Origin of the sequence: Kriegella aquimaris (assembly GCF_900103215.1) — a bacterium.
In the GTDB taxonomy this organism is placed as follows: domain Bacteria; phylum Bacteroidota; class Bacteroidia; order Flavobacteriales; family Flavobacteriaceae; genus Kriegella; species Kriegella aquimaris.
The window spans coordinates 117,170-135,861 of the sequence record NZ_FNGV01000004.1 but is presented as its reverse complement, the minus strand read 5'-3'; the positions used below and the strand labels follow the sequence as shown (position 1 = coordinate 135,861).

General features: G+C 38.4%; 18 protein-coding genes. 16 read left to right on the top strand and 2 right to left on the bottom strand.

What is annotated here, in order from left to right:
• The first annotated feature begins 348 nt into the window (after positions 1–348).
• The 4 genes from BLS33_RS10725 (at position 349) to BLS33_RS10710 (ending at position 4,441) form a co-directional block, all read left to right on the top strand.
• A complete protein-coding gene (locus tag BLS33_RS10725) occupies positions 349–1,176 on the top strand; it encodes a prephenate dehydratase (protein ID WP_089888474.1) in 828 nt (275 codons plus the stop codon).
• On the top strand, positions 1,173–2,321 hold the full coding sequence (locus BLS33_RS10720; RefSeq protein WP_089888472.1) for a pyridoxal phosphate-dependent aminotransferase: 1,149 nt from the start codon (positions 1,173–1,175) through the stop codon (positions 2,319–2,321). Before BLS33_RS10725 ends, BLS33_RS10720 begins: the two co-directional genes overlap by 4 nt.
• Before the next feature lie 71 nt (positions 2,322–2,392).
• Complete coding sequence (locus BLS33_RS10715) at positions 2,393–3,265, top strand: prephenate dehydrogenase (RefSeq protein WP_089888469.1); 873 nt, start codon at positions 2,393–2,395, stop codon at positions 3,263–3,265.
• 93 nt (positions 3,266–3,358) lie between these two features.
• Positions 3,359–4,441: a bifunctional 3-deoxy-7-phosphoheptulonate synthase/chorismate mutase type II gene (locus tag BLS33_RS10710; protein ID WP_089888466.1), complete on the top strand. Its 1,083-nt coding sequence runs from the start codon at positions 3,359–3,361 to the stop codon at positions 4,439–4,441.
• Between the two features lie 80 nt (positions 4,442–4,521).
• Here the strand turns inward: BLS33_RS10710 and BLS33_RS10705 are convergent, their stop codons facing one another.
• Complete coding sequence (locus tag BLS33_RS10705; protein ID WP_089888463.1) at positions 4,522–4,965, bottom strand: hypothetical protein; 444 nt, start codon at positions 4,963–4,965, stop codon at positions 4,522–4,524.
• A gap of 182 nt (positions 4,966–5,147) precedes the next feature.
• Between BLS33_RS10705 and rsgA the strand changes: the two genes are divergently transcribed.
• From rsgA to BLS33_RS10645, 12 genes are all read left to right on the top strand, one after another.
• Positions 5,148–6,101: a ribosome small subunit-dependent GTPase A gene (gene rsgA / locus BLS33_RS10700; protein WP_089888460.1), complete on the top strand. Its 954-nt coding sequence runs from the start codon at positions 5,148–5,150 to the stop codon at positions 6,099–6,101.
• A complete protein-coding gene (dtd, locus tag BLS33_RS10695; protein ID WP_089888458.1) occupies positions 6,102–6,554 on the top strand; it encodes a D-aminoacyl-tRNA deacylase in 453 nt (150 codons plus the stop codon).
• Between the two features lie 79 nt (positions 6,555–6,633).
• Positions 6,634–8,532, top strand: a complete 1,899-nt coding sequence (locus BLS33_RS10690; RefSeq protein WP_089888456.1) for a DUF3857 domain-containing protein — start codon at positions 6,634–6,636, stop codon at positions 8,530–8,532.
• A gap of 5 nt (positions 8,533–8,537) precedes the next feature.
• A complete protein-coding gene (locus BLS33_RS10685; RefSeq protein ID WP_245731388.1) occupies positions 8,538–10,601 on the top strand; it encodes a DUF3857 domain-containing protein in 2,064 nt (687 codons plus the stop codon).
• Positions 10,567–10,893, top strand: a complete 327-nt coding sequence (locus BLS33_RS10680; protein WP_089888453.1) for a nucleotide pyrophosphohydrolase — start codon at positions 10,567–10,569, stop codon at positions 10,891–10,893. The genes BLS33_RS10685 and BLS33_RS10680 overlap by 35 nt, the downstream gene beginning before the upstream one ends.
• A 101-nt stretch (positions 10,894–10,994) precedes the next feature.
• On the top strand, positions 10,995–12,224 hold the full coding sequence (locus BLS33_RS10675; protein ID WP_089888451.1) for a 3-phosphoshikimate 1-carboxyvinyltransferase: 1,230 nt from the start codon (positions 10,995–10,997) through the stop codon (positions 12,222–12,224).
• Positions 12,225–12,398: 174 nt separating this feature from the next.
• Positions 12,399–13,448, top strand: coding sequence for a tRNA preQ1(34) S-adenosylmethionine ribosyltransferase-isomerase QueA (gene queA / locus BLS33_RS10670; RefSeq protein WP_089888448.1), 1,050 nt, complete (start codon positions 12,399–12,401; stop codon positions 13,446–13,448).
• Positions 13,449–13,558: 110 nt separating this feature from the next.
• Positions 13,559–14,605: a dual-specificity RNA methyltransferase RlmN gene (gene rlmN / locus BLS33_RS10665; RefSeq protein WP_089888446.1), complete on the top strand. Its 1,047-nt coding sequence runs from the start codon at positions 13,559–13,561 to the stop codon at positions 14,603–14,605.
• 141 nt (positions 14,606–14,746) lie between these two features.
• Entirely contained in the window at positions 14,747–15,724 is a 978-nt protein-coding gene (locus BLS33_RS10660) for a polyprenyl synthetase family protein (protein ID WP_089888442.1), read from the top strand.
• A gap of 162 nt (positions 15,725–15,886) precedes the next feature.
• Positions 15,887–16,450: an RNA polymerase sigma factor gene (locus BLS33_RS10655; protein WP_089888440.1), complete on the top strand. Its 564-nt coding sequence runs from the start codon at positions 15,887–15,889 to the stop codon at positions 16,448–16,450.
• Positions 16,437–17,180 carry a hypothetical protein gene (locus BLS33_RS10650; RefSeq protein WP_089888438.1) on the top strand — a complete coding sequence of 248 codons (744 nt, stop codon included), beginning with the start codon at positions 16,437–16,439 and terminating at the stop codon, positions 17,178–17,180. Before BLS33_RS10655 ends, BLS33_RS10650 begins: the two co-directional genes overlap by 14 nt.
• A gap of 98 nt (positions 17,181–17,278) precedes the next feature.
• On the top strand, positions 17,279–18,352 hold the full coding sequence (locus BLS33_RS10645) for a porin family protein (RefSeq protein WP_089888435.1): 1,074 nt from the start codon (positions 17,279–17,281) through the stop codon (positions 18,350–18,352).
• Here BLS33_RS10645 and BLS33_RS10640 read toward each other — a convergent pair.
• The gene (locus BLS33_RS10640; RefSeq protein WP_089888433.1) at positions 18,349–18,594 is read right to left on the bottom strand and encodes a zinc-ribbon domain-containing protein; all 246 of its coding nucleotides are present in this window, start codon (positions 18,592–18,594) and stop codon (positions 18,349–18,351) included. The genes BLS33_RS10645 and BLS33_RS10640 overlap by 4 nt on opposite strands.
• Between the last annotated feature and the right edge of the window lie 98 nt (positions 18,595–18,692).

Genomic DNA, 18,692 nt, shown 5'->3' with positions numbered 1-18,692 from the left:
TCAGAATATTATAAAAAAATCAACAGTGATTTCTTGTATACCCTAAAAAATCGAAAAAAGATTCCCTTAAAACTTGATTTTTAAATATAATTAGTACATTAGCCAAATATTTACAAAATAATGACAAAGAGATATTTCTGGAACGGTTTTTATTTCTACTTCTTTTTTAAAGGAGGTAAGGGACTGTTGTAGTATATTCTAAAAAATATAAACAAGTTGAAGTCCCATGAAGAATGGGGCTTTTTTTTTGTTCAATTTTGTGTTTTTTGTGTTCGAAAGAAGAATCGTTAATTAAAAGTTGGTCAACAACAAATCTCCCGACCATTGGTTCGGGGTTAGTTTAAGTATATGGGTTTAAAAGTAGCTATCCAAGGCGTTAGGGGATCGAACCATCATCAGGTTGCGAACGAGTATTTTTCTGAAGATGTCGATCTTGTAGAATGTATGTCTTTTGATGAGCTGGTCGATAGCTTGATAAGCAAAGATTCTGATGTAGGCGTAATGGCTATTGAGAACTCGATTGCGGGTTCTATAATTCCCAATTATGCGCTTGTAAATCATAATAACCTCCATATTGTTGGTGAACATTACTTGAACATACATCATAACCTTATGGTTCTGAAAGGCCAAAAAATGGAGGACATAAAGGAAATACATTCACATCCGATGGCCTTGTTGCAATGTAAAGACTTTCTTAAGGTATATCCGCACATCAAGTTGGTAGAAGCGGTAGATACAGCCGAAACAGCTGCGCGAATTCAAGAACGAGGTTTGAAAGATATTGCGGCAATTGCACCGAAAGTGGCCGCCAAATTGTATAATCTTGAAATTATCGCCTCCGAAATACAGACAATTTCAAACAATGCCACGCGATTTATAATCGTACGAACAAAGAACAAAGTTTTACCGCTCTCACAGATCAATAAGGCATCGCTTCGGTTTTTGACCGATCATAAAAGGGGCAGTTTGGCCACCGTGCTCAATGTAATGAGTGATTGTAATTTGAATTTGACAAAAATACAATCATTGCCGGTGATTGAAGAACCTTGGAAGTATTCCTTTTTTGTGGATATAACTTTCGAAAAGTATAAGCATTTTGCGAAGGCAAAGTCGTTATTGAAAATTATGTCAGAAGATTTTAAGGTATTGGGGGAATATAAAAATGCCAGAATATGATACGTACCGCCGACCGTTTACATACAGTTGAAGAATACTATTTTTCGAAGAAATTAAGGGAGGTTAGGGGCCTTATGGCCGAAGGACGTCCTATTATAAATATGGGAATCGGTAGCCCCGACCTTGCACCTTCAAAAGAGATTATTGAAAGTGTTCAGAACGCAGTTTTTGATGTTGGTGCACACCAGTACCAAAGTTACCAAGGGTTGCCAGAATTGCGAGCTGCCATTTCCGAATTTTATGCTGCAAAGTTCAATGTAACGGCCAACCCTGAAAACGAGATTTTGCCTTTAATGGGGTCTAAGGAAGGAATCATGCATATCAGTATGGCCTTTCTAAACCAAAATGACGAGGTGTTGATCCCTGATCCAGGTTATCCAACATATACCTCGGTCACAAAACTGGTTGGTGCCAAAGCACGATACTACAACTTGAGCCCGGAAAATAATTGGTTTCCAGATTTGGAAGCCTTACAGGAACAAGATTTATCGAAAGTAAAGTTGATGTGGATCAATTATCCGCATATGCCTACCGGTGCGACAGCAAGTCATGAGCAATTTGAGCAACTCATAGCTTTCGCCAAACAAAACGATATTTTATTGGTCAACGACAATCCGTATAGTTTTGTACTGAACGAGAATCCAACAAGTATTTTGGCGGTTGATGGGGCTAAGGAGTTCTCCCTGGAACTGAATTCGCTGAGCAAGACTTTCAATATGGCCGGATGGCGTGTGGGTATGGTGCTCGGAAGTGCAGAACATATCAATGCCGTTTTAAAGGTAAAGAGTAATATGGATTCCGGTATGTTTTATGGAATCCAAAAAGGAGCCATTGCCGCTTTAAAGAGTGGAGAGGACTGGTTTCAAGAATTGAACAAGGTGTATCGGGCCCGACAAGAACTGATTTTTAAATTAGCCGATAAATTGGGTTGTACCTATGATAAGAATTCGGTTGGAATGTTCGTTTGGGCAAAATTGCCAAAAGGAATCCCTTCCGCAGAAGAGTTTATTAATGGAATTTTGTATGACAAAGATATATTTCTAACTCCTGGAACTATTTTTGGGAGTATGGGAGAAGGGTACATTCGATTCTCACTATGCGTAACCGAAGAGAAAATACAAGAAGCCATAAACAGATTTGAATAGTTTTGTCACCTTGGAATAAATAATAAAAAGATAGTAAGTAGCGTGAGCTTCTGAAATTTAGCACCAGTAAAATGAACATATTTATCATCGGTATCGGATTAATCGGCGGCTCAATGGCCAAAGACATAAAGCGACTCGGGCTAGAGGGTAAAATCTTTGGAATCGATGCCAACGCATCCCATTTGGAAGAAGCTCTGGCCTTGAATATTATCGATGTAAAGTCAAGTTATGCCGATTTACATTTAGCAGATATTGTAGTTGTCAGTACCCCGGTCGACGTTTTGGTAGCTGAACTTTCTAATATATTGGATGCCATTTCTGATGATTGTGTGGTTTTTGATGTAGGTTCAACAAAGGCCATGGTGTGCAAAATTGTGGAAGATCATCCGAAAAGACGCAATTTCTTGGCATGCCATCCTATTGCGGGAACCGAGTTTTCAGGTCCATCGGCGGCAATTGATGAGCTGTATGTCGGCAAGACAAATATTATTTGTGAAATTGAAAAAACGGCCTTTAAATTACAAGAAAGAGCCTTAGAGCTTTTTCAGCAAATGGGCATGCGAATTCGATATATGAACCCTGAGGCACATGACAAGCACATTGCCTATGTATCTCATTTATCACACATAAGTTCATTTATGTTGGGAAAGACGGTTATCGATAAAGAAAAGAATGAAAGGGATATTTTTGACATGGCGGGCAGTGGGTTTGAAAGCACGGTGCGATTGGCAAAAAGTTCTCCAGCCATGTGGACACCTATTTTTGAGCAGAATAGGAACAATGTAGTCAAGACCCTGAACGAGTATATTCAAAATCTTCAAGAGTTCAAACAGCTGCTCGAAGATGGTGATTATGAGGGTATATATAATGAAATGAACGATACAAATAAAATAAAGGAAATATTAAAAGGGATGCCCCAAAATAAGAAAGAACTGACAGGTTAAAACAACGGTAGGCTCCGATTAATAGTCGCCAAAACAATAGTGAAGTACAAATCGCATTAAAGAAGCAATATCAAAAAGTAAAATTAACAAGTAATGGAGAATTCAAAAGAAATGAGATCATGGTTGGATAATATGGGGTTGGATCACCCTTTGGTGATAGCAGGGCCATGTAGTGCTGAGACCGAAGAACAGGTGTTGGGTATAGCCCACAGTTTGAAAGATACCGACGTGAATTACTATCGCGCCGGAATATGGAAACCACGTACGCGTCCTGGGAACTTTGAAGGTGTTGGCGCCTTGGGTTTAAAATGGTTACAGAAAGTAAAAGAGGAAACCGGATTAAAAACCGCTACCGAAGTTGCCAACCGTGCCCATGTCGAATTGGCTTTGGAACATGATATCGATTTATTATGGATCGGTGCCCGTTCTACGGTGAGCCCATTTATCGTTCAAGAAATTGCCGATGCTTTGGAAGGAACCGATAAAGTGGTGCTTATCAAGAATCCTGTAAATCCAGACTTGTCTTTATGGTTAGGTGCTGTTGAACGTTTACATACTGCAAACATTAAAAACTTGGGTGTTATTCATAGAGGGTTCTCCACTTATGAAAAGACCAAATACAGGAATATTCCCGAATGGCAGTTGGCTATCGATCTTCAAACAAGGTTTCCCGATCTTCCTATTATCAGCGATCCATCACATATAACCGGAAATCGGGATATGATTTTCGATGTTTCCCAGACAGCTTTAGACCTGAATTTTGACGGATTGATGATCGAAACGCATCATGACCCTGATAATGCTTGGAGTGATGCTGCCCAGCAAATTACCCCAAATCGATTGGTACAGGTCATGAAAGATTTGAAAATTCGAAAAGAGACTGATAGCGAAGCGGAATACAATAGTAAACTGAGCAATCTGAGAACCCAGATAGATATCTTCGACCATCAGTTGATCGAAACTTTAGGAAAACGAATGAAAATCTCTGACGGTATCGGGGCTTTGAAAAAGCAAAAGAACGTTGCGGTCTTACAGTCCACACGATGGAACCAAATTTTGGGTGCCATGATCTTGGAAGGTGAGTCGAAAGGATTGAGCGAAGAGTTTGTCTTGAAGATGTTCAAGGCCATTCACCAAGAATCAATAAATCATCAAGAAAAGATTATTAATGCATAATCTTCTTGGTCAATAGTTTGTCACGTTTTGTGCAGTCGAAGTCTGTTAAAACTTTTCGACTGCACGAACGCTGGCTTAAATCAATCTTTCTTAAAAATATATCTGGTAATAAAAATACCTTGACCATCATTTTGGCCCGCGTCGGCTTCAACCGCACTGGTAACAAAAGCTAGTTCCCAACCCTCAGCGGCCAACGCAGAAAGTTTTGATGAGATTACTGCATCGTTGGCGGCGATATTCTGAAAACGTATGCCGGCAATATTATAAAAATTAAGAAGTTTTGTTTCTTCAAAATTCTTTACCCGAATTTCACTTCGTTTAGATTTATTACGAGTGTTGTCTTCTTCGGTTTGCTCTGAAGCAAACTCCTTAAAATTTTTATCTTCTTGGGCATCAATGATTCTAGATCTTCCAAGACCACTGGGCACAATAGATTCTACACTGGTAATTACTTTGAATTGTTGGGCATTGCTCTCTAAAAATGCGAATAAAAACAGACTTAAAACAATGGAAATTTTTTTCATTTTTTTTAAATTTTTATTGGATGATTTTCTTTTGAGTGTTTAAAAAACCTCTTCAATTTTCAAAAATAAAATTATTTATAAAAAAGAATGGGTTTTAAATTTACCTATAAATCATTGAAATAGTTTTAGGGGCAAAGGAAAAGAATCGCCGCCATTACGTTAAAAAACCGTTATTTTGCAATATGCGGGGAACTGTTTATAAATCGACGGGTAGTTGGTACACGGTAAAGGAAGATGACGGGCGTTTTATCGAATGCAGGATCAAGGGAAAGTTTAGGCTCAAGGGTATAAAAAGTACCAATCCTGTTGCAGTAGGGGATATTGTCAAATTTGAAATTGAACTATTAGGAGACGATAGGATAGGCGTGATCTCGGAAATCGAGGACCGAAAGAATTATATCATTCGCAAGTCGGTGAACCTGTCAAAGCAAACGCATATCATCGCGGCGAATTTGGATCAGGTTTTTTTGATAATAACCTTAAATAATCCGAAAACGTATACCTTGTTTATTGATCGATTTTTAGTTACCGCCGAGGCCTACGAGATACCTGCAGTTTTGCTTTTTAATAAGGTGGATAGTTATGATGACGATGAGTTGACCGAAGTTAAATACTTGGCTGCCATGTATCGCGATATCGGTTACCGATGTGTGGGTATATCGGCCAAAACCGGTAAAAATATCGACCAGGTAAAGCAGTTGATGAAAGACAAGACCAGTATGTTCGCAGGGCATTCCGGAGTAGGAAAATCAACCTTGATCAATCAACTCGAGCCCCACTTGGAAATAAAAACGGCGGAGATATCGGAGCAACATCTTCAAGGGCAACACACAACTACCTTTGCCGAAATGCATGATTTGAGCTTTGGAGCTCGGATTATCGACACCCCTGGAATCAAAGGTTTTGGTATTGTTGATATGGAACCCGCGGAAATAGGTGATTATTTTCCAGAATTCTTTGCATTGAAAGGCGATTGTAAATTCAATAATTGTTTGCATTTAGATGAGCCAAAATGCGCGGTCAAGGCAGCTTTGGAAAATGATGAAGTATCGTGGAGCCGGTATAAGAGCTATGTACAGATGGTTACCGGTGATGACGATACCTATAGAATTGATAACTACGGTGAGGAGAAATAGATGAGAGCGGTCATACAACGGGTATCAAGGGCAAGTGTTACGGTCGATGAAAAGATAATTGCTGAAATCAGCAATGGACTTCTTATTCTTTTAGGTATCGAAGACGCTGACAATCAGCAAGATATTGAATGGCTTTCGCGGAAAATCGTCAATCTTAGAATTTTTTATGATGACAAAGGAGTCATGAACAAGTCCCTTCTTGAAGTTCAAGGGGATGCGTTGGTCGTTAGTCAATTTACTTTGCACGCCGCAACCAAAAAAGGAAACCGGCCATCATACATTAAAGCGGCAAAACCCGATGTTGCCGTACCCATGTATGAAAATTTTGTCAGACAACTTGAAAATGACCTTGGTAAAAAAGTAGGCACGGGTATTTTTGGTGCCGATATGAAAGTAAATTTGTTAAATGATGGTCCGGTAACCATTATTATTGATACAAAGAACAAGGAATAAGACTGTTTATCGAATTTTTGTTTCTTTTTGTAAGAAATTTAGGTGCTTTGCCATTGTAAGTTTTGCCCAAATCTAACAAATGCGCCCATTTAAATTTCTTTTCTTCCTGCTATTTTTTCATAATTCTATTGCTCAAAAAACTGAGTATCAGTCGGTTGTTTTGGATGAGAATCTTATCAAAAATGCCAATGCAGTTGTGCGCTTAGATGAAACCGACATTAAGTTACTTTCGAGTGATAGAATGGCGGTCAAAAGCAGAACGGTGACAACCGTATTTCGAAAGGCTGGTAAAAATGCCATAAAAAACTATGTATACTATGACTCGGAAATTAAATTAGACGAGTTTGAGGCTATTATTTATGATGCACTCGGAAACCAGGTCGATAGAATAAAAAAGAAAGATTTTAAAGATGTTAGCGCAGTATCAAGTATTTCATTATACGAAGATTCGAGAATCAAGTATTTTGAGTATATACCCCTTAGCTATCCCTATACCATAGATTTCTTCTATAGTTATCAGACTTCCAACACTACTTTCATTCCAAAATGGACTCCTGTTGACGATTATTTGGTGGGGGTCGTCAAGAGTCAATATAGTTTTGAATATCCTGAGGGAACCAATGTCAGGAAACTTGAGAAAAATTTTGATGGATATGCTGTTTCCAATAAATCTTCCGGCAATGTTTTGATTTATGAGGCCATCAATATTCCAGGCTTAAAAAAGGAAATGATAAGTCCTTCTTTCAGTGATACAAAACCCCAGTTGATACTTGCCCTCGATAAATTTCATTTAGAAGGTATCGATGGTGAGGCTAGTGATTGGAAATCTTTTGGAAAATGGCGTTATGACAGAATGCTTGCTGGTAGGGACGCACTTTCACCGGCCACAGTGGCGAAGATCAAAGATTTACTGCAAGGAATTACGGATCCCGTTGAGAAAGCTAAGGTCGTATATAAATATGTACAAGATAACACGCGCTATATTAGTGTTCAGTTAGGTATCGGTGGTTGGATGCCTATCGCTGCAGAAGAGGTAGACCGTGTAAAATATGGCGACTGCAAGGGTCTCACAAACTATACACGGGCACTTCTTAAATCACAGGGTATTGAATCGTATTACACTGTTGTTTGGGCAGGTAATGACAAACGTAATATAGAAAGAGATTTTGCCTCGATGCAAGGCAACCATATAATATTAAATATACCCAATGGAGGTAATGATATCTGGCTTGAATGTACGAGCCAAAAAATACCCTTTGGGTTCTTGGGAGATTTTACGGATGACCGTGACGTTCTGGTAATTACTCCCGAAGGAGGAACCATTAAACACACTCCGGCTTATCTTGATTCGGCTAATAAAAAGATGACCCGAGCTGAAGTTATTATTACTCCACAAGGGCACCTTAAGTCTGATGTCGTTATATCAAGTCAAGGCATACAGTACGACAAACACTCTTCCATATCAATGCTGACCGACCAAGAAAGAGATAAATATTACAAGGAGTATTGGGGCAATATCAACGGATTGAAAATCAACGAAATCAAATTGAATAATGATAAGGATGCCGTTGCATACGTTGAGAATATAAGTTTAGAAGCCCAGTCATATGCAAGTAAAGTTGCAGATGATATGCTTATTCGGCTAAACCCTTTTGATGCCAATAATTTTGTGCCAGATCGATACCGAAACAGGGAACAAGATTTTGAAGTTGCAAGAGGATATTTAGATGAAGACATCTACACTATAACTATACCGGAGTCCTACAAAATTGGCGTTCTGCCCGAACCTAAAATTATAGAAACAAAATTTGGAACCTACAGCATGCAGATAGCTAAACAGGGCTCCAATGATTTACTGTATACAAGAAAGCTTTTGATACGACGTGGAAGATATGCTAATGAAGAATACAATTTATACCGTGACTTCAGGAGAACGGTAGCCAAAGCTGACAATCTAAAAATCATTTTATCTAAATAAATAATATGACGATTATAAAAGGGAGATATTTAACGGTGGCACTTATTTTTATTACGTTACAACTACAGGCGCAGGAAATTAAATTTGGAAAGGTCTCCATGGAGGAGCTAACCGAAAAATACAATTCAAAAGATTCATTGTCCGATGCAACGTACCTGTATAAGTATAGAAAAACATATTTTATGTACAGTAAAGATAAAGGATTCGAACTTGTTACCGAATTCCATAATCGACTTAAAATATACAGTAAGGAGGGATTCGATTATGCTACAAAAAAAATAAATCTTTATAAGGAAGGTAGTAGTAAAGAAAAAGTTTCAGGATTAAAAGGAGTCACCTACAATTTACATGAAGGAGAAATAGTAGAATCAAAATTAAGGAAGGACGGTGAATTTGAAATAGAATTATCTAGATATCATGATCAAAAATCTTTTACGATGCCTAATGTAAAAGAGGGTTCGGTCATAGAATATCAATATTCCGTGCTTTCACCTTTTATTTCCAATATTGATGAATTTATCCTACAGGAAGATATACCCATAAAAAAGACCGTGGCAATTATGGAATCTCCGGAGTACTTTAATTTCAGATTGAATACGAAAGGTTTTTTATTAATAAAGTCAGATAAACGTACAGTAACCGATAAAATATCTTTTCTGAATAAAACAAGATCAGGGGGGCAGGGGTTTTCATCTAGGAATACTGATTTTAGTACTAGCGTTGTCAGTTTTAATAAAGAAATTGCAACCTATGAATTATCTGATGTGCCTGCTTTGAAAGAAGAACCTTTTGTTAACAATATCGATAACTACCGCTCCGCCATTAAATATGAATTGTCGTATACAAAGTTCCCTAATGGTGGACTTAAGTATTATGCCACAACATGGGAAGATGTAGTTAAAAAGATATACGACCACCCTAATTTTGGTACAGAATTAAATAAAAAGGGGTATTACGATGATGATTTAGAAACAATTATTTCAGGGGTGTCGAAGCCTCTAGATCGAATGGAATTGATTTTTGATTTCGTCAAGTCGCAGATTAAATGGAACGGTCTCTATGGAAAGTATGCTACAGACGGTGTGAAAAAGGCATATAAAGATCGTACAGGCAATGTTGCCGAGCTCAATCTGATTCTTACCTCAATGTTGAGAAACGCAGGGTTGAAGGCTGATCCTGTGCTTATAAGTACAAGGTCTCATGGTATTCCATTATTCCCGACCCGCGAGGGTTATAACTACGTTGTTTCCGGAGTAGAAACATCAAATGGTATGGTTTTATTAGATGCTACGAGCCCATTCAATGCACCAAATATGATTCCTGTGAGAGCATTGAATTGGGAAGGGAGAGTTATTGCCGAGAATGGAACGTCGAGATCTATCAGTTTAATTCCTTCAAAAAAATCGACTGATACTGCCATGATCGAGGTGGTTATTAATGATGATGGTTCAGTCGATGGCGAATTCAGACAGCAGTATAGAGGCCATTATGCTATGATTTTTAGGAGTAAGTTTAATAAAGTTACCCAAGATGCCTTTTTGGAACAAGAAGAAAAGGTAAACGATGATATCGAAATATCTGATTATAAACTGACCAATAATTCAGAAATAGGTAAACCTATAGTTCAATTCTATAATTTCTTTAAGGAAGATGTTGTAGATGTTGTGGCCAACAAGTTATATTTTTCCCCGATGCTTCATTTGGCATCGGAAGAAAGTCCATTTAAGCTTGAGAAACGGGAGTTTCCAGTTGATTTTGGTTTTCCGTGGGAAGATAAGTTCATAATCAAGATTAAAATTCCAGAGGGATATCAAGTAGAGACTTTGCCGGAATCTAAAATTATTAGCCTACCGGAAAATTTAGGATTGTTCAGATACGTAATAAAAAATAATTCCCAAGAAATAGATTTAACTGCAAGCGTTAGCATCAATTCTGGCATCATTCCGCCTAATTATTATGATACCCTGAAAGAATTTTATCGACAATTGGTAGAAAAAGAAACAGAAAAGGTAGTTTTATCCAAAATTACTGGTGATGAGTATACAGAAAGCGCAACAGGAAGTAGATGATTGGATAAAGGCCCATGGCGTCCGATATTTCAATGAACTTACCAATATGGCACAGCTTACCGAAGAAGTGGGAGAGGTAGCCCGTATCATTGCACGGCGATATGGTGAGCAGAGTGAAAAGGAATCGGATAAAGAAAAAGATTTAGGGGAAGAATTAGCCGATGTGCTTTTTGTGGTACTTTGCTTGGCCAATCAGACAGGTGTAGATCTTGATGAAGCTTTTTATAAAAAATTAGAGCTCAAAACCGAACGCGATCACGATCGCCATCATAGCAATAAAAAGCTTAAATAATTTATCTTTGTGCTTCGTTCGGCTTTGATGTGAATAATGAGGTGCAAAGGTTATGCGCTAGTAGCTCACATCTATTCATTGCCCTAAAAATATAGAGAACATTGAAACTACATCTTTCTGCTCCCCCGAGTAATCTTTTAAAATCAAATATTGAAATAACAGGCTCTAAGAGCGAATCAAATCGATTATTGCTTTTGCAAGCGCTGTATCCCAATATTTCCATTGATAATCTTTCTAATTCCGATGATGCCCAAGTGATGCAAAAAGGGTTACAGGTAGAAAACGGAGTTGTCGATATACACCATGCAGGAACTGCAATGCGTTTCTTAACGGGATATTTTGCCTCTCAGGTAGGTAAGGAAGTGGTTTTGACCGGATCGAAACGAATGACGGAAAGGCCTGTAAAAATTTTAGTCGAGGCCTTGCGCAGTTTGGGAGCTGATATCACGTATGAAAAGGAGGAAGGCTATCCACCCATTAAGATTAAGGGAAAAAAAATCACCAAAAACAAGGTGAGTCTTCCAGCCGATGTAAGTAGTCAATATATCTCTTCTTTGTTGCTCATTGCTGCCAGTTTGCAGGAAGGTTTAGAACTCGAATTGGTCGGTAAGATTACGTCGATACCTTATATAAAAATGACCTTGGCTTTGTTAAACGGGGTAGGTATACGAACCTCATTTGAGGGTAATATCATAAAAGTTGCCCCGAAACCAAATATAGGTGCGACAAATTTGGTAGTGGAATCAGATTGGAGTTCTGCATCTTATTTTTATAGTATTGTAGCACTTTGTGAGGTAGATACGGAAATAACGTTGTCCGCCTATAAAAAAGATAGTCTGCAAGGAGATAGTGTGCTTTCAGAAATTTATACACAATTTGGCGTCGAAACTACTTTTGAAAAAAATACGATTGTTTTAAGAAAAGTAGCTCACCAGCAAATGACCACCATAAACTGTGAGCTTCAAGATGCCCCCGATATCGCACAAACAATTGCCGTAACCTGTTTTGGTTTAGGTATAGGTTGCCACCTAACAGGTTTGCACACATTGAAAATTAAGGAAACCGATCGTTTAGAGGCTTTGTACGTCGAATTGTCGAAACTGGGCGCAGCCATTTCGGTAACCGATAATGCGCTAACGCTGAGAGCGGGTAATGTTATAAAATCGGATGTGGCAATAGATACCTATAACGACCATAGAATGGCAATGGCTTTTGCCCCTTTGGCATTGAGAACATCAATTTTAATAAATGATGCCGAAGTGGTTTCTAAATCATATCCTGATTTTTGGAATGACTTGGAAAAGCTGCAAATTCAGATTAAAAAATTATAATTAGCATTTAATCATCGTTTTACTTGACAACCCCTATTCTAGGATTGTATATTTGCAGCCGCAAAAATTGCGAACCGAAACGCTTTACATGACATAAAACTTCCGAAATTCTTAGATAAGTAAGGTTTCACCTGTAGAATTCATGTTTTTTATTCAAAATAATAACAACAACATATGAAATTATCGCACTTCAGTTTTGAACTGCCCGACAATCTATTGGCTGAATACCCGGCTGAAAACAGGGATGAGTCCAAATTAATGGTTGTCCATAGAGATACGGGAAAAATTGAACATAAAATGTTCAAAGACCTTATCAATTATTTTGATGAGGGAGACGTCATGGTATTGAACAACACGAAGGTGTTTCCGGCACGACTTTATGGCAATAAAGAAAAGACGGGTGCACGTATCGAAGTATTTTTGTTGCGCGAGTTAAATGAAGAACAACGACTTTGGGATGTTCTTGTAGATCCTGCCCGAAAAATACGAATCGGTAACAAACTTTATTTTGGTGATGATGAGACCTTGGTAGCCGAAGTTATTGACAACACAACCTCAAGAGGGCGTACGCTTCGATTTTTATATGATGGTTCGTATACCGATTTTAGAAGAAAGCTTCGTGATTTGGGCCAAACCCCATTGCCAAAATATATCAAACGTGGTGTAGAGCCAGAAGATGAAGAGCGATATCAGACAATTTATGCCAAGCATGAAGGCGCTGTAGCAGCTCCGACAGCCGGCTTGCATTTTTCAAAACATCTGTTGAAACGCCTTGAAATTAAAGGTATCGATTTTGCAGAAGTAACTTTGCATGTAGGTTTGGGTACTTTTAATCCGGTTGAGGTAGAAGATTTATCAAAACATAAGATGGACAGTGAAGAATTGATCATCGATGAAAGGGCTACCGAAATTGTAAATAATGCAAAAACAAACAAAAAAAAGGTTTGTGCTGTAGGTACAACGGCCATGAGAGGTTTGGAAAGCGCTGTTTCTTCGGGTCATACATTGAATACTTTTGACGGGTGGACCAATAAATTTGTGTTTCCTCCCTATGAATTTAGTATTGCGAACTGCATGGTTACTAATTTTCATTTACCAAAATCTACTCTATTGATGATGGTATCGGCATTTATGGGGCATGACTTGATGAAGAAGGCTTATAAAGAGGCTATTTTAGAGGGTTATCGCTTTTATTCCTACGGGGATGCCATGTTGATCATATAATATTCAAGGAAGCTACGGTTTCGTAGGGAGTCCTGAAATGACTATATTAAAATCTCGCTTAAACAATTTTAATTTTAAGCGGGATTTTTTGATTTTCTATCTTTAATACAATGGCAGAGCAGATAAAGAAAAAAGACATACGGGCCCTTACAAAGGAACAATTGAGAGCATTTTTTGTTTCTCAAGGAAATAAGGCATTTCGAGGAAACCAGGTCTATGAATGGCTATGGCACAAATCGGCTCACTCTTTCGAGGTTATGACCAATATTTCGAAGGAAACCCGAGATATGCTTGAAGCCAATTTCGTGATCAACCATATTAAAGTAGATCAAATGCAGCGCAGTAAAGATGGCACTATAAAAAATGCCGTTCGTTTACATGATGACTTGATCGTAGAATCGGTTTTGATTCCCACCAGCAGTAGAACAACGGCTTGTGTTTCAAGTCAGGTCGGTTGTAGCCTAGATTGTAAATTCTGCGCAACGGCACGATTGAAACGGATGCGTAATTTGAATCCTGATGAGATTTACGATCAGGTAGTGGCCATTGATAACGAAAGCCGATTGTATTTTGATAGGCCCTTGAGCAATATTGTTTTTATGGGTATGGGCGAGCCACTGATGAACTATAACAATGTTTTAAAAGCCATTGACAAGATTACATCCCCCGAAGGTTTGGGTATGTCGCCCAAACGTATTACAGTTTCTACTTCAGGAGTTCCGAAAATAATCAAAAAAATGGCCGATGAGGGTGTGAAGTTCAAATTGGCAGTTTCGTTGCATTCCGCTATTGATGAGATTCGTACATCGATTATGCCGTTTAATGCCACATTTACCTTGGCCGAACTTCGCGAGTCCCTTGTCTATTGGTATACCAAGACAAACAGTCGCATTACCTACGAGTACGTTGTTTGGGAAGGAATAAACGATGCCCAAAAAGATGTTGATGCACTTGTTGATTTCTGTCGATTTGCCCCGTCAAAAGTTAATTTAATTGAATATAACCCCATAGATGATGGTGAGTTCAGACAAGCCTCCAACAAGGCGATTGAACGTTACGTAGCTACCTTGGAAAAAAATGGTATTGTGGTGACCGTTCGTCGTTCACGCGGTAAGGATATCGATGCCGCATGTGGGCAGTTAGCCAACAAACAGTAAAATAAAGGTAAGTCTTAAGTTTCTCTTAAAGGAAAGGAATATTAGCCGCTGAATACTGCCTATCTTAGACTGATTACTGCCTCATTTTACCTATTTTTAGAGCTTCAAATTTGATAGGGCCTAAGCTGTAAAACGAACTTCTTGAAAATTGTATCCCAAATAAAGGAACCCATTGAAAGGGAAATGGAACTTTTTGAAACAAAGTTTCGTGATTCCATGTCTTCCAATGTTGCGTTACTTAATAGAATCACCTATTACATCGTAAATCGAAAAGGGAAGCAAATGCGGCCTATGTTCGTTTTCTTAACCGCTAAATTATTGAATGACGGTGCGGTAAATGAACGGACCTATCGTGGTGCCTCGGTTATTGAATTGATTCATACCGCTACATTGGTTCATGATGACGTGGTCGATGAGAGTTACAAGCGCCGGGGATTCTTTTCTATAAATGCCCTGTGGAAAAACAAAATAGCAGTTCTTGTCGGTGACTACCTTTTATCAAAAGGGTTGTTGTTGTCGATTGATAATTCCGATTTTGACCTTCTACGTATTATTTCTGTTGCAGTACGGGAAATGAGCGAGGGCGAACTCCTACAGATTGAAAAAGCACGAAGATTAGATATTACAGAAGCCGTTTATTATGATATCATCCGGCAAAAGACAGCTACATTGATTGCAGCATGTTGTAGTCTCGGCGCATGCTCTGTACGACCTGATTCTGAAGATGTAGAGACCTTTCGCAAATTTGGGGAACTCTGTGGAATGGCCTTTCAAATAAAGGACGACCTTTTCGATTATGGAGGATATAAAATTGGCAAACCGACAGGTATCGATATTAAGGAACAGAAAATGACTTTACCCCTGATCTATGTTATAAATAATTGCAGCGCTGACGAGAAAAAATGGCTTATCAATTCAGTAAAGAACCATAACAAAGACAAGAAGAGGGTCAAGGAAGTCATCACTTTTGTAAAGGAAAGAGGGGGCTTGGAATATGCCGTTAAAAAAATGCTGGCCTTTAAGGAAGAAGCGCTGACCTTATTAAGCACCTACCCGGAATCTAATTATAAAAATTCACTTGAATTGATGGTCAACTATGTGGTAGACCGAAAGAAGTAGCTGAAATGTCATATCAGTTACAGCACAAATAATCGATACCATTTCTAGAGTTACTGTTATTTTTGGAATTTCCAGATTTCCCTCATTAAAAAAATTATACTTCTCAGGCAACCTTTTCGTAAAATGATGCGTCTATCTTTATAGAAGGTAATATCAAAAGGCTTGAAAATTATTCCATTCTACAAAAACGAAAAACAGCTGATCAAAAAATCGGCATCCGGTAACCGGGATGCGCAACAGCGGTTGTATGAGAAGTATGCACCTAAAATGTTGGGGGTCTGTAGAAGGTATATCAAAGACCTGCAGTTTGCTGAAGATGCAATGATCAATGGTTTTGTAAAGGCCTTTAAGAATTTGAATACTTTTCGACATGAGGGCAGTTTCGAAGGGTGGCTACGAAGAATTATGGTCAGGGAAAGTATTTCCCATTTACGTAAGCAGCAGTTCGTTGTTTATGATGACAGTCTTTTTGAAAAAGCGACTTTGCAGAATGTAAATAATACTTCTGAATTTGATGCAGAGTACATTCAACGTTTGATAGATGCTTTGCCTGAAGGGTATCGGGCAGTATTTGTGTTGTATGCCGTAGAGGGTTACAAACATCAAGACGTTGCAGAAATTTTGAATATTTCAGAAAGTACTTCTAAATCGCAGCTTTATAAAGCCCGTAAATGGTTACAAGAACGCTTAAAGCAACAAAATATCGTAGGTTATGGCACCGAGTAAATTTGAGAAGCATATTAAGAAAACCTTGCAAGAACGAGAGATTCGTCCTTCGGCGAATGCTTGGGATAGAATTTCCGGGCAATTGGAGGCTTCCGAAAAACCGAAATCGAAGGGTTACTATTGGTATGGCATCGCAGCAAGTATCATTGGTCTTTTACTAGTTTCTGTCTGGTATTTAATTGATGAAAAGTTGCCAGATGCACCACAGATCGTAGTAAAGGAAAAATCAGCGAATCCCGCAACACAAGAATTACCGACATCAAAAGTTGTTTTAGAAGATAAGACAATGGAGGATAATACCGAAACTAAAAAAATAGGAGAATCAAAAAATACGATCAAGGTAGCTGTACTACCTGAAATAGAGCCAGAGTTAAAAAAGCCGATTGCCATTGTGGCCAAACCTAGTGTTCAGTTGGAAAAGCTCACAATTGTCCCAAAGGGTTCCGACGAGTTAATTAATTCAAAAATAAATGAAATTGCAGTTCAAGTCGGTAGGCTTGAAATGGAAAATAGGGTAGTAACCGACGGAGAAATCGATGCGCTATTGCTCAAGGCACATCAAGAAATTCTAGAAAACAATATTTTTAGAAAAGATAGTTCAGTTGATGCTATGGCGCTTTTGGCCGATGTGGAAAATGAATTGGACAAGTCTTTTCGAGACGAAATTTTCGATGCCCTTAAAAATGGCCTCCTTAAGGTCAGAACTGCCGTGGCCGACCGTAATAAATAGAATTCATCAATCATTAATCAAACTCTTGAACATCGCTTCGCCTCCCGAATAGGCATGAGGTGGCGTAGCGATGCACAAGGGTAATAAATCAAAATCACATGAGAACTCTTACACTGTATTTGGTACTGCTATTAATTTCAATGCTTACCCAAAATCTGCTGGCACAAGATGACGAAACCCTGAAGTACAAGATAGAAGAACTTGAAAAGAAAAAAGAGGATGTTGCTGTGATGGAGCGTGAAGCATTGAAAAAGGAAGTCGAAATTATAAATGAAAGTCTCCATAAAAAGGAAATTTCACAAGAAAAAGCGCTGGAATTAAAAAAGGTGGCCGCAGAAAAGCATGCAAAAAACATCGAGAATAAGGTTGCCATTTTACAGCATACCATAGAATTATTAAAGCGGAAGGGGGCGGTAGACCTAAATACGGAGACCAGTAGTATCGAAATTGCATTCGGCGGAGACGATAATGAAGGTGATGTACTTTTTGGGGTTAAATATAATTCAGGAAATCAAAAGAAGCCCGTTTATGACAAGCGAACCTACGGGGAGCCAATTATCGCTTTTGGTTTGAACAATGCAATTGTCGAGGGGCAGTCTTTAGAAGATTCGCCGTATAAGGTTGGGGGAAGCCGTTTTTTTGAAATTGGATGGGCTTGGCGTACTCGGGTTTTCGAGAACACTAATTTTTTACGTTTGCATTATGGCCTTTCATTTCAGTTCAATGGCCTCAAACCAATCGATAATCAATACTTCGTAGTCAATAATGGTCAGACAGAATTGGAAGAGTTTGGTCTTGATCTTAAAAAATCAAAACTTAGAATGGACAATCTTGTGCTTCCCGTACATTTTGAATTCGGACCTTCAAAATTCACCAAAACCGAAGAGCGTATTCGCTATAATATTCATGATAAATTTCGGTTAGGTTTAGGAGGGTATGCAGGGGTTAATTTGGTGTCAAAACAAAAACTAAAATATGAATTGGATGGTAATCACGTTAAAGACAAACTAAAAAGAAGTTATAACACCAGCAATTTCGTTTACGGACTTAGTGGTTATATTGGCTTTGATAGTATGTTGCTTTATGTAAAATATGATTTAAATCCGATTTTTAAGAATGCAGTCGTAGAACAACGCAATATCTCTTTAGGTCTACGGCTTGATTTGAATTAATCTTCCTCCGCAGCACGTAACATAGCATCGTTGAATTCTTGTTTGTAATATACCCTTTTGCAATGTGAGCATTCTGCAATTACATTTTTAGAAATTCTAAAGAGTCGTATCCAGAAGATATGAAACCAATTAGAGGTTTTAGAAACGGTAAGTGTTCCCGTCTGCTCACAAAAAGGACAAGGGGTATTGGTGAGTTGTTTGATTTTCGTTTGACCTGGGCGGGTTCCTAAAAAGAGAATCATATTTGCTGTTATTTGCGCATGGGCCAGTTAGTATAAAGTTATACAAGCCGCTAAAACATACGGCTGACTGTTTAGTTAAAATAATCCTAAATGGCAGC

Excerpts from the sequence above, each read along its gene's own strand:
- BLS33_RS10725 (WP_089888474.1), top strand. The coding sequence starts at position 349 with ATGGGTTTAAAAGTAGCTATCCAAGGCGTTAGGGGATCGAACCATCAT.
- BLS33_RS10720 (WP_089888472.1), top strand. The coding sequence starts at position 1,173 with ATGATACGTACCGCCGACCGTTTACATACAGTTGAAGAATACTATTTT.
- BLS33_RS10715 (WP_089888469.1), top strand. The coding sequence starts at position 2,393 with ATGAACATATTTATCATCGGTATCGGATTAATCGGCGGCTCAATGGCC.
- BLS33_RS10710 (WP_089888466.1), top strand. The coding sequence starts at position 3,359 with ATGGAGAATTCAAAAGAAATGAGATCATGGTTGGATAATATGGGGTTG.
- BLS33_RS10705 (WP_089888463.1), bottom strand. The coding sequence starts at position 4,965 with ATGAAAAAAATTTCCATTGTTTTAAGTCTGTTTTTATTCGCATTTTTA.
- rsgA (WP_089888460.1), top strand. The coding sequence starts at position 5,148 with ATGCGGGGAACTGTTTATAAATCGACGGGTAGTTGGTACACGGTAAAG.
- dtd (WP_089888458.1), top strand. The coding sequence starts at position 6,102 with ATGAGAGCGGTCATACAACGGGTATCAAGGGCAAGTGTTACGGTCGAT.
- BLS33_RS10690 (WP_089888456.1), top strand. The coding sequence starts at position 6,634 with ATGCGCCCATTTAAATTTCTTTTCTTCCTGCTATTTTTTCATAATTCT.
- BLS33_RS10685 (WP_245731388.1), top strand. The coding sequence starts at position 8,538 with ATGACGATTATAAAAGGGAGATATTTAACGGTGGCACTTATTTTTATT.
- BLS33_RS10680 (WP_089888453.1), top strand. The coding sequence starts at position 10,567 with ATGAGTATACAGAAAGCGCAACAGGAAGTAGATGATTGGATAAAGGCC.
- queA (WP_089888448.1), top strand. The coding sequence starts at position 12,399 with ATGAAATTATCGCACTTCAGTTTTGAACTGCCCGACAATCTATTGGCT.
- rlmN (WP_089888446.1), top strand. The coding sequence starts at position 13,559 with ATGGCAGAGCAGATAAAGAAAAAAGACATACGGGCCCTTACAAAGGAA.
- BLS33_RS10650 (WP_089888438.1), top strand. The coding sequence starts at position 16,437 with ATGGCACCGAGTAAATTTGAGAAGCATATTAAGAAAACCTTGCAAGAA.
- BLS33_RS10645 (WP_089888435.1), top strand. The coding sequence starts at position 17,279 with ATGAGAACTCTTACACTGTATTTGGTACTGCTATTAATTTCAATGCTT.
- BLS33_RS10640 (WP_089888433.1), bottom strand. The coding sequence starts at position 18,594 with ATGATTCTCTTTTTAGGAACCCGCCCAGGTCAAACGAAAATCAAACAA.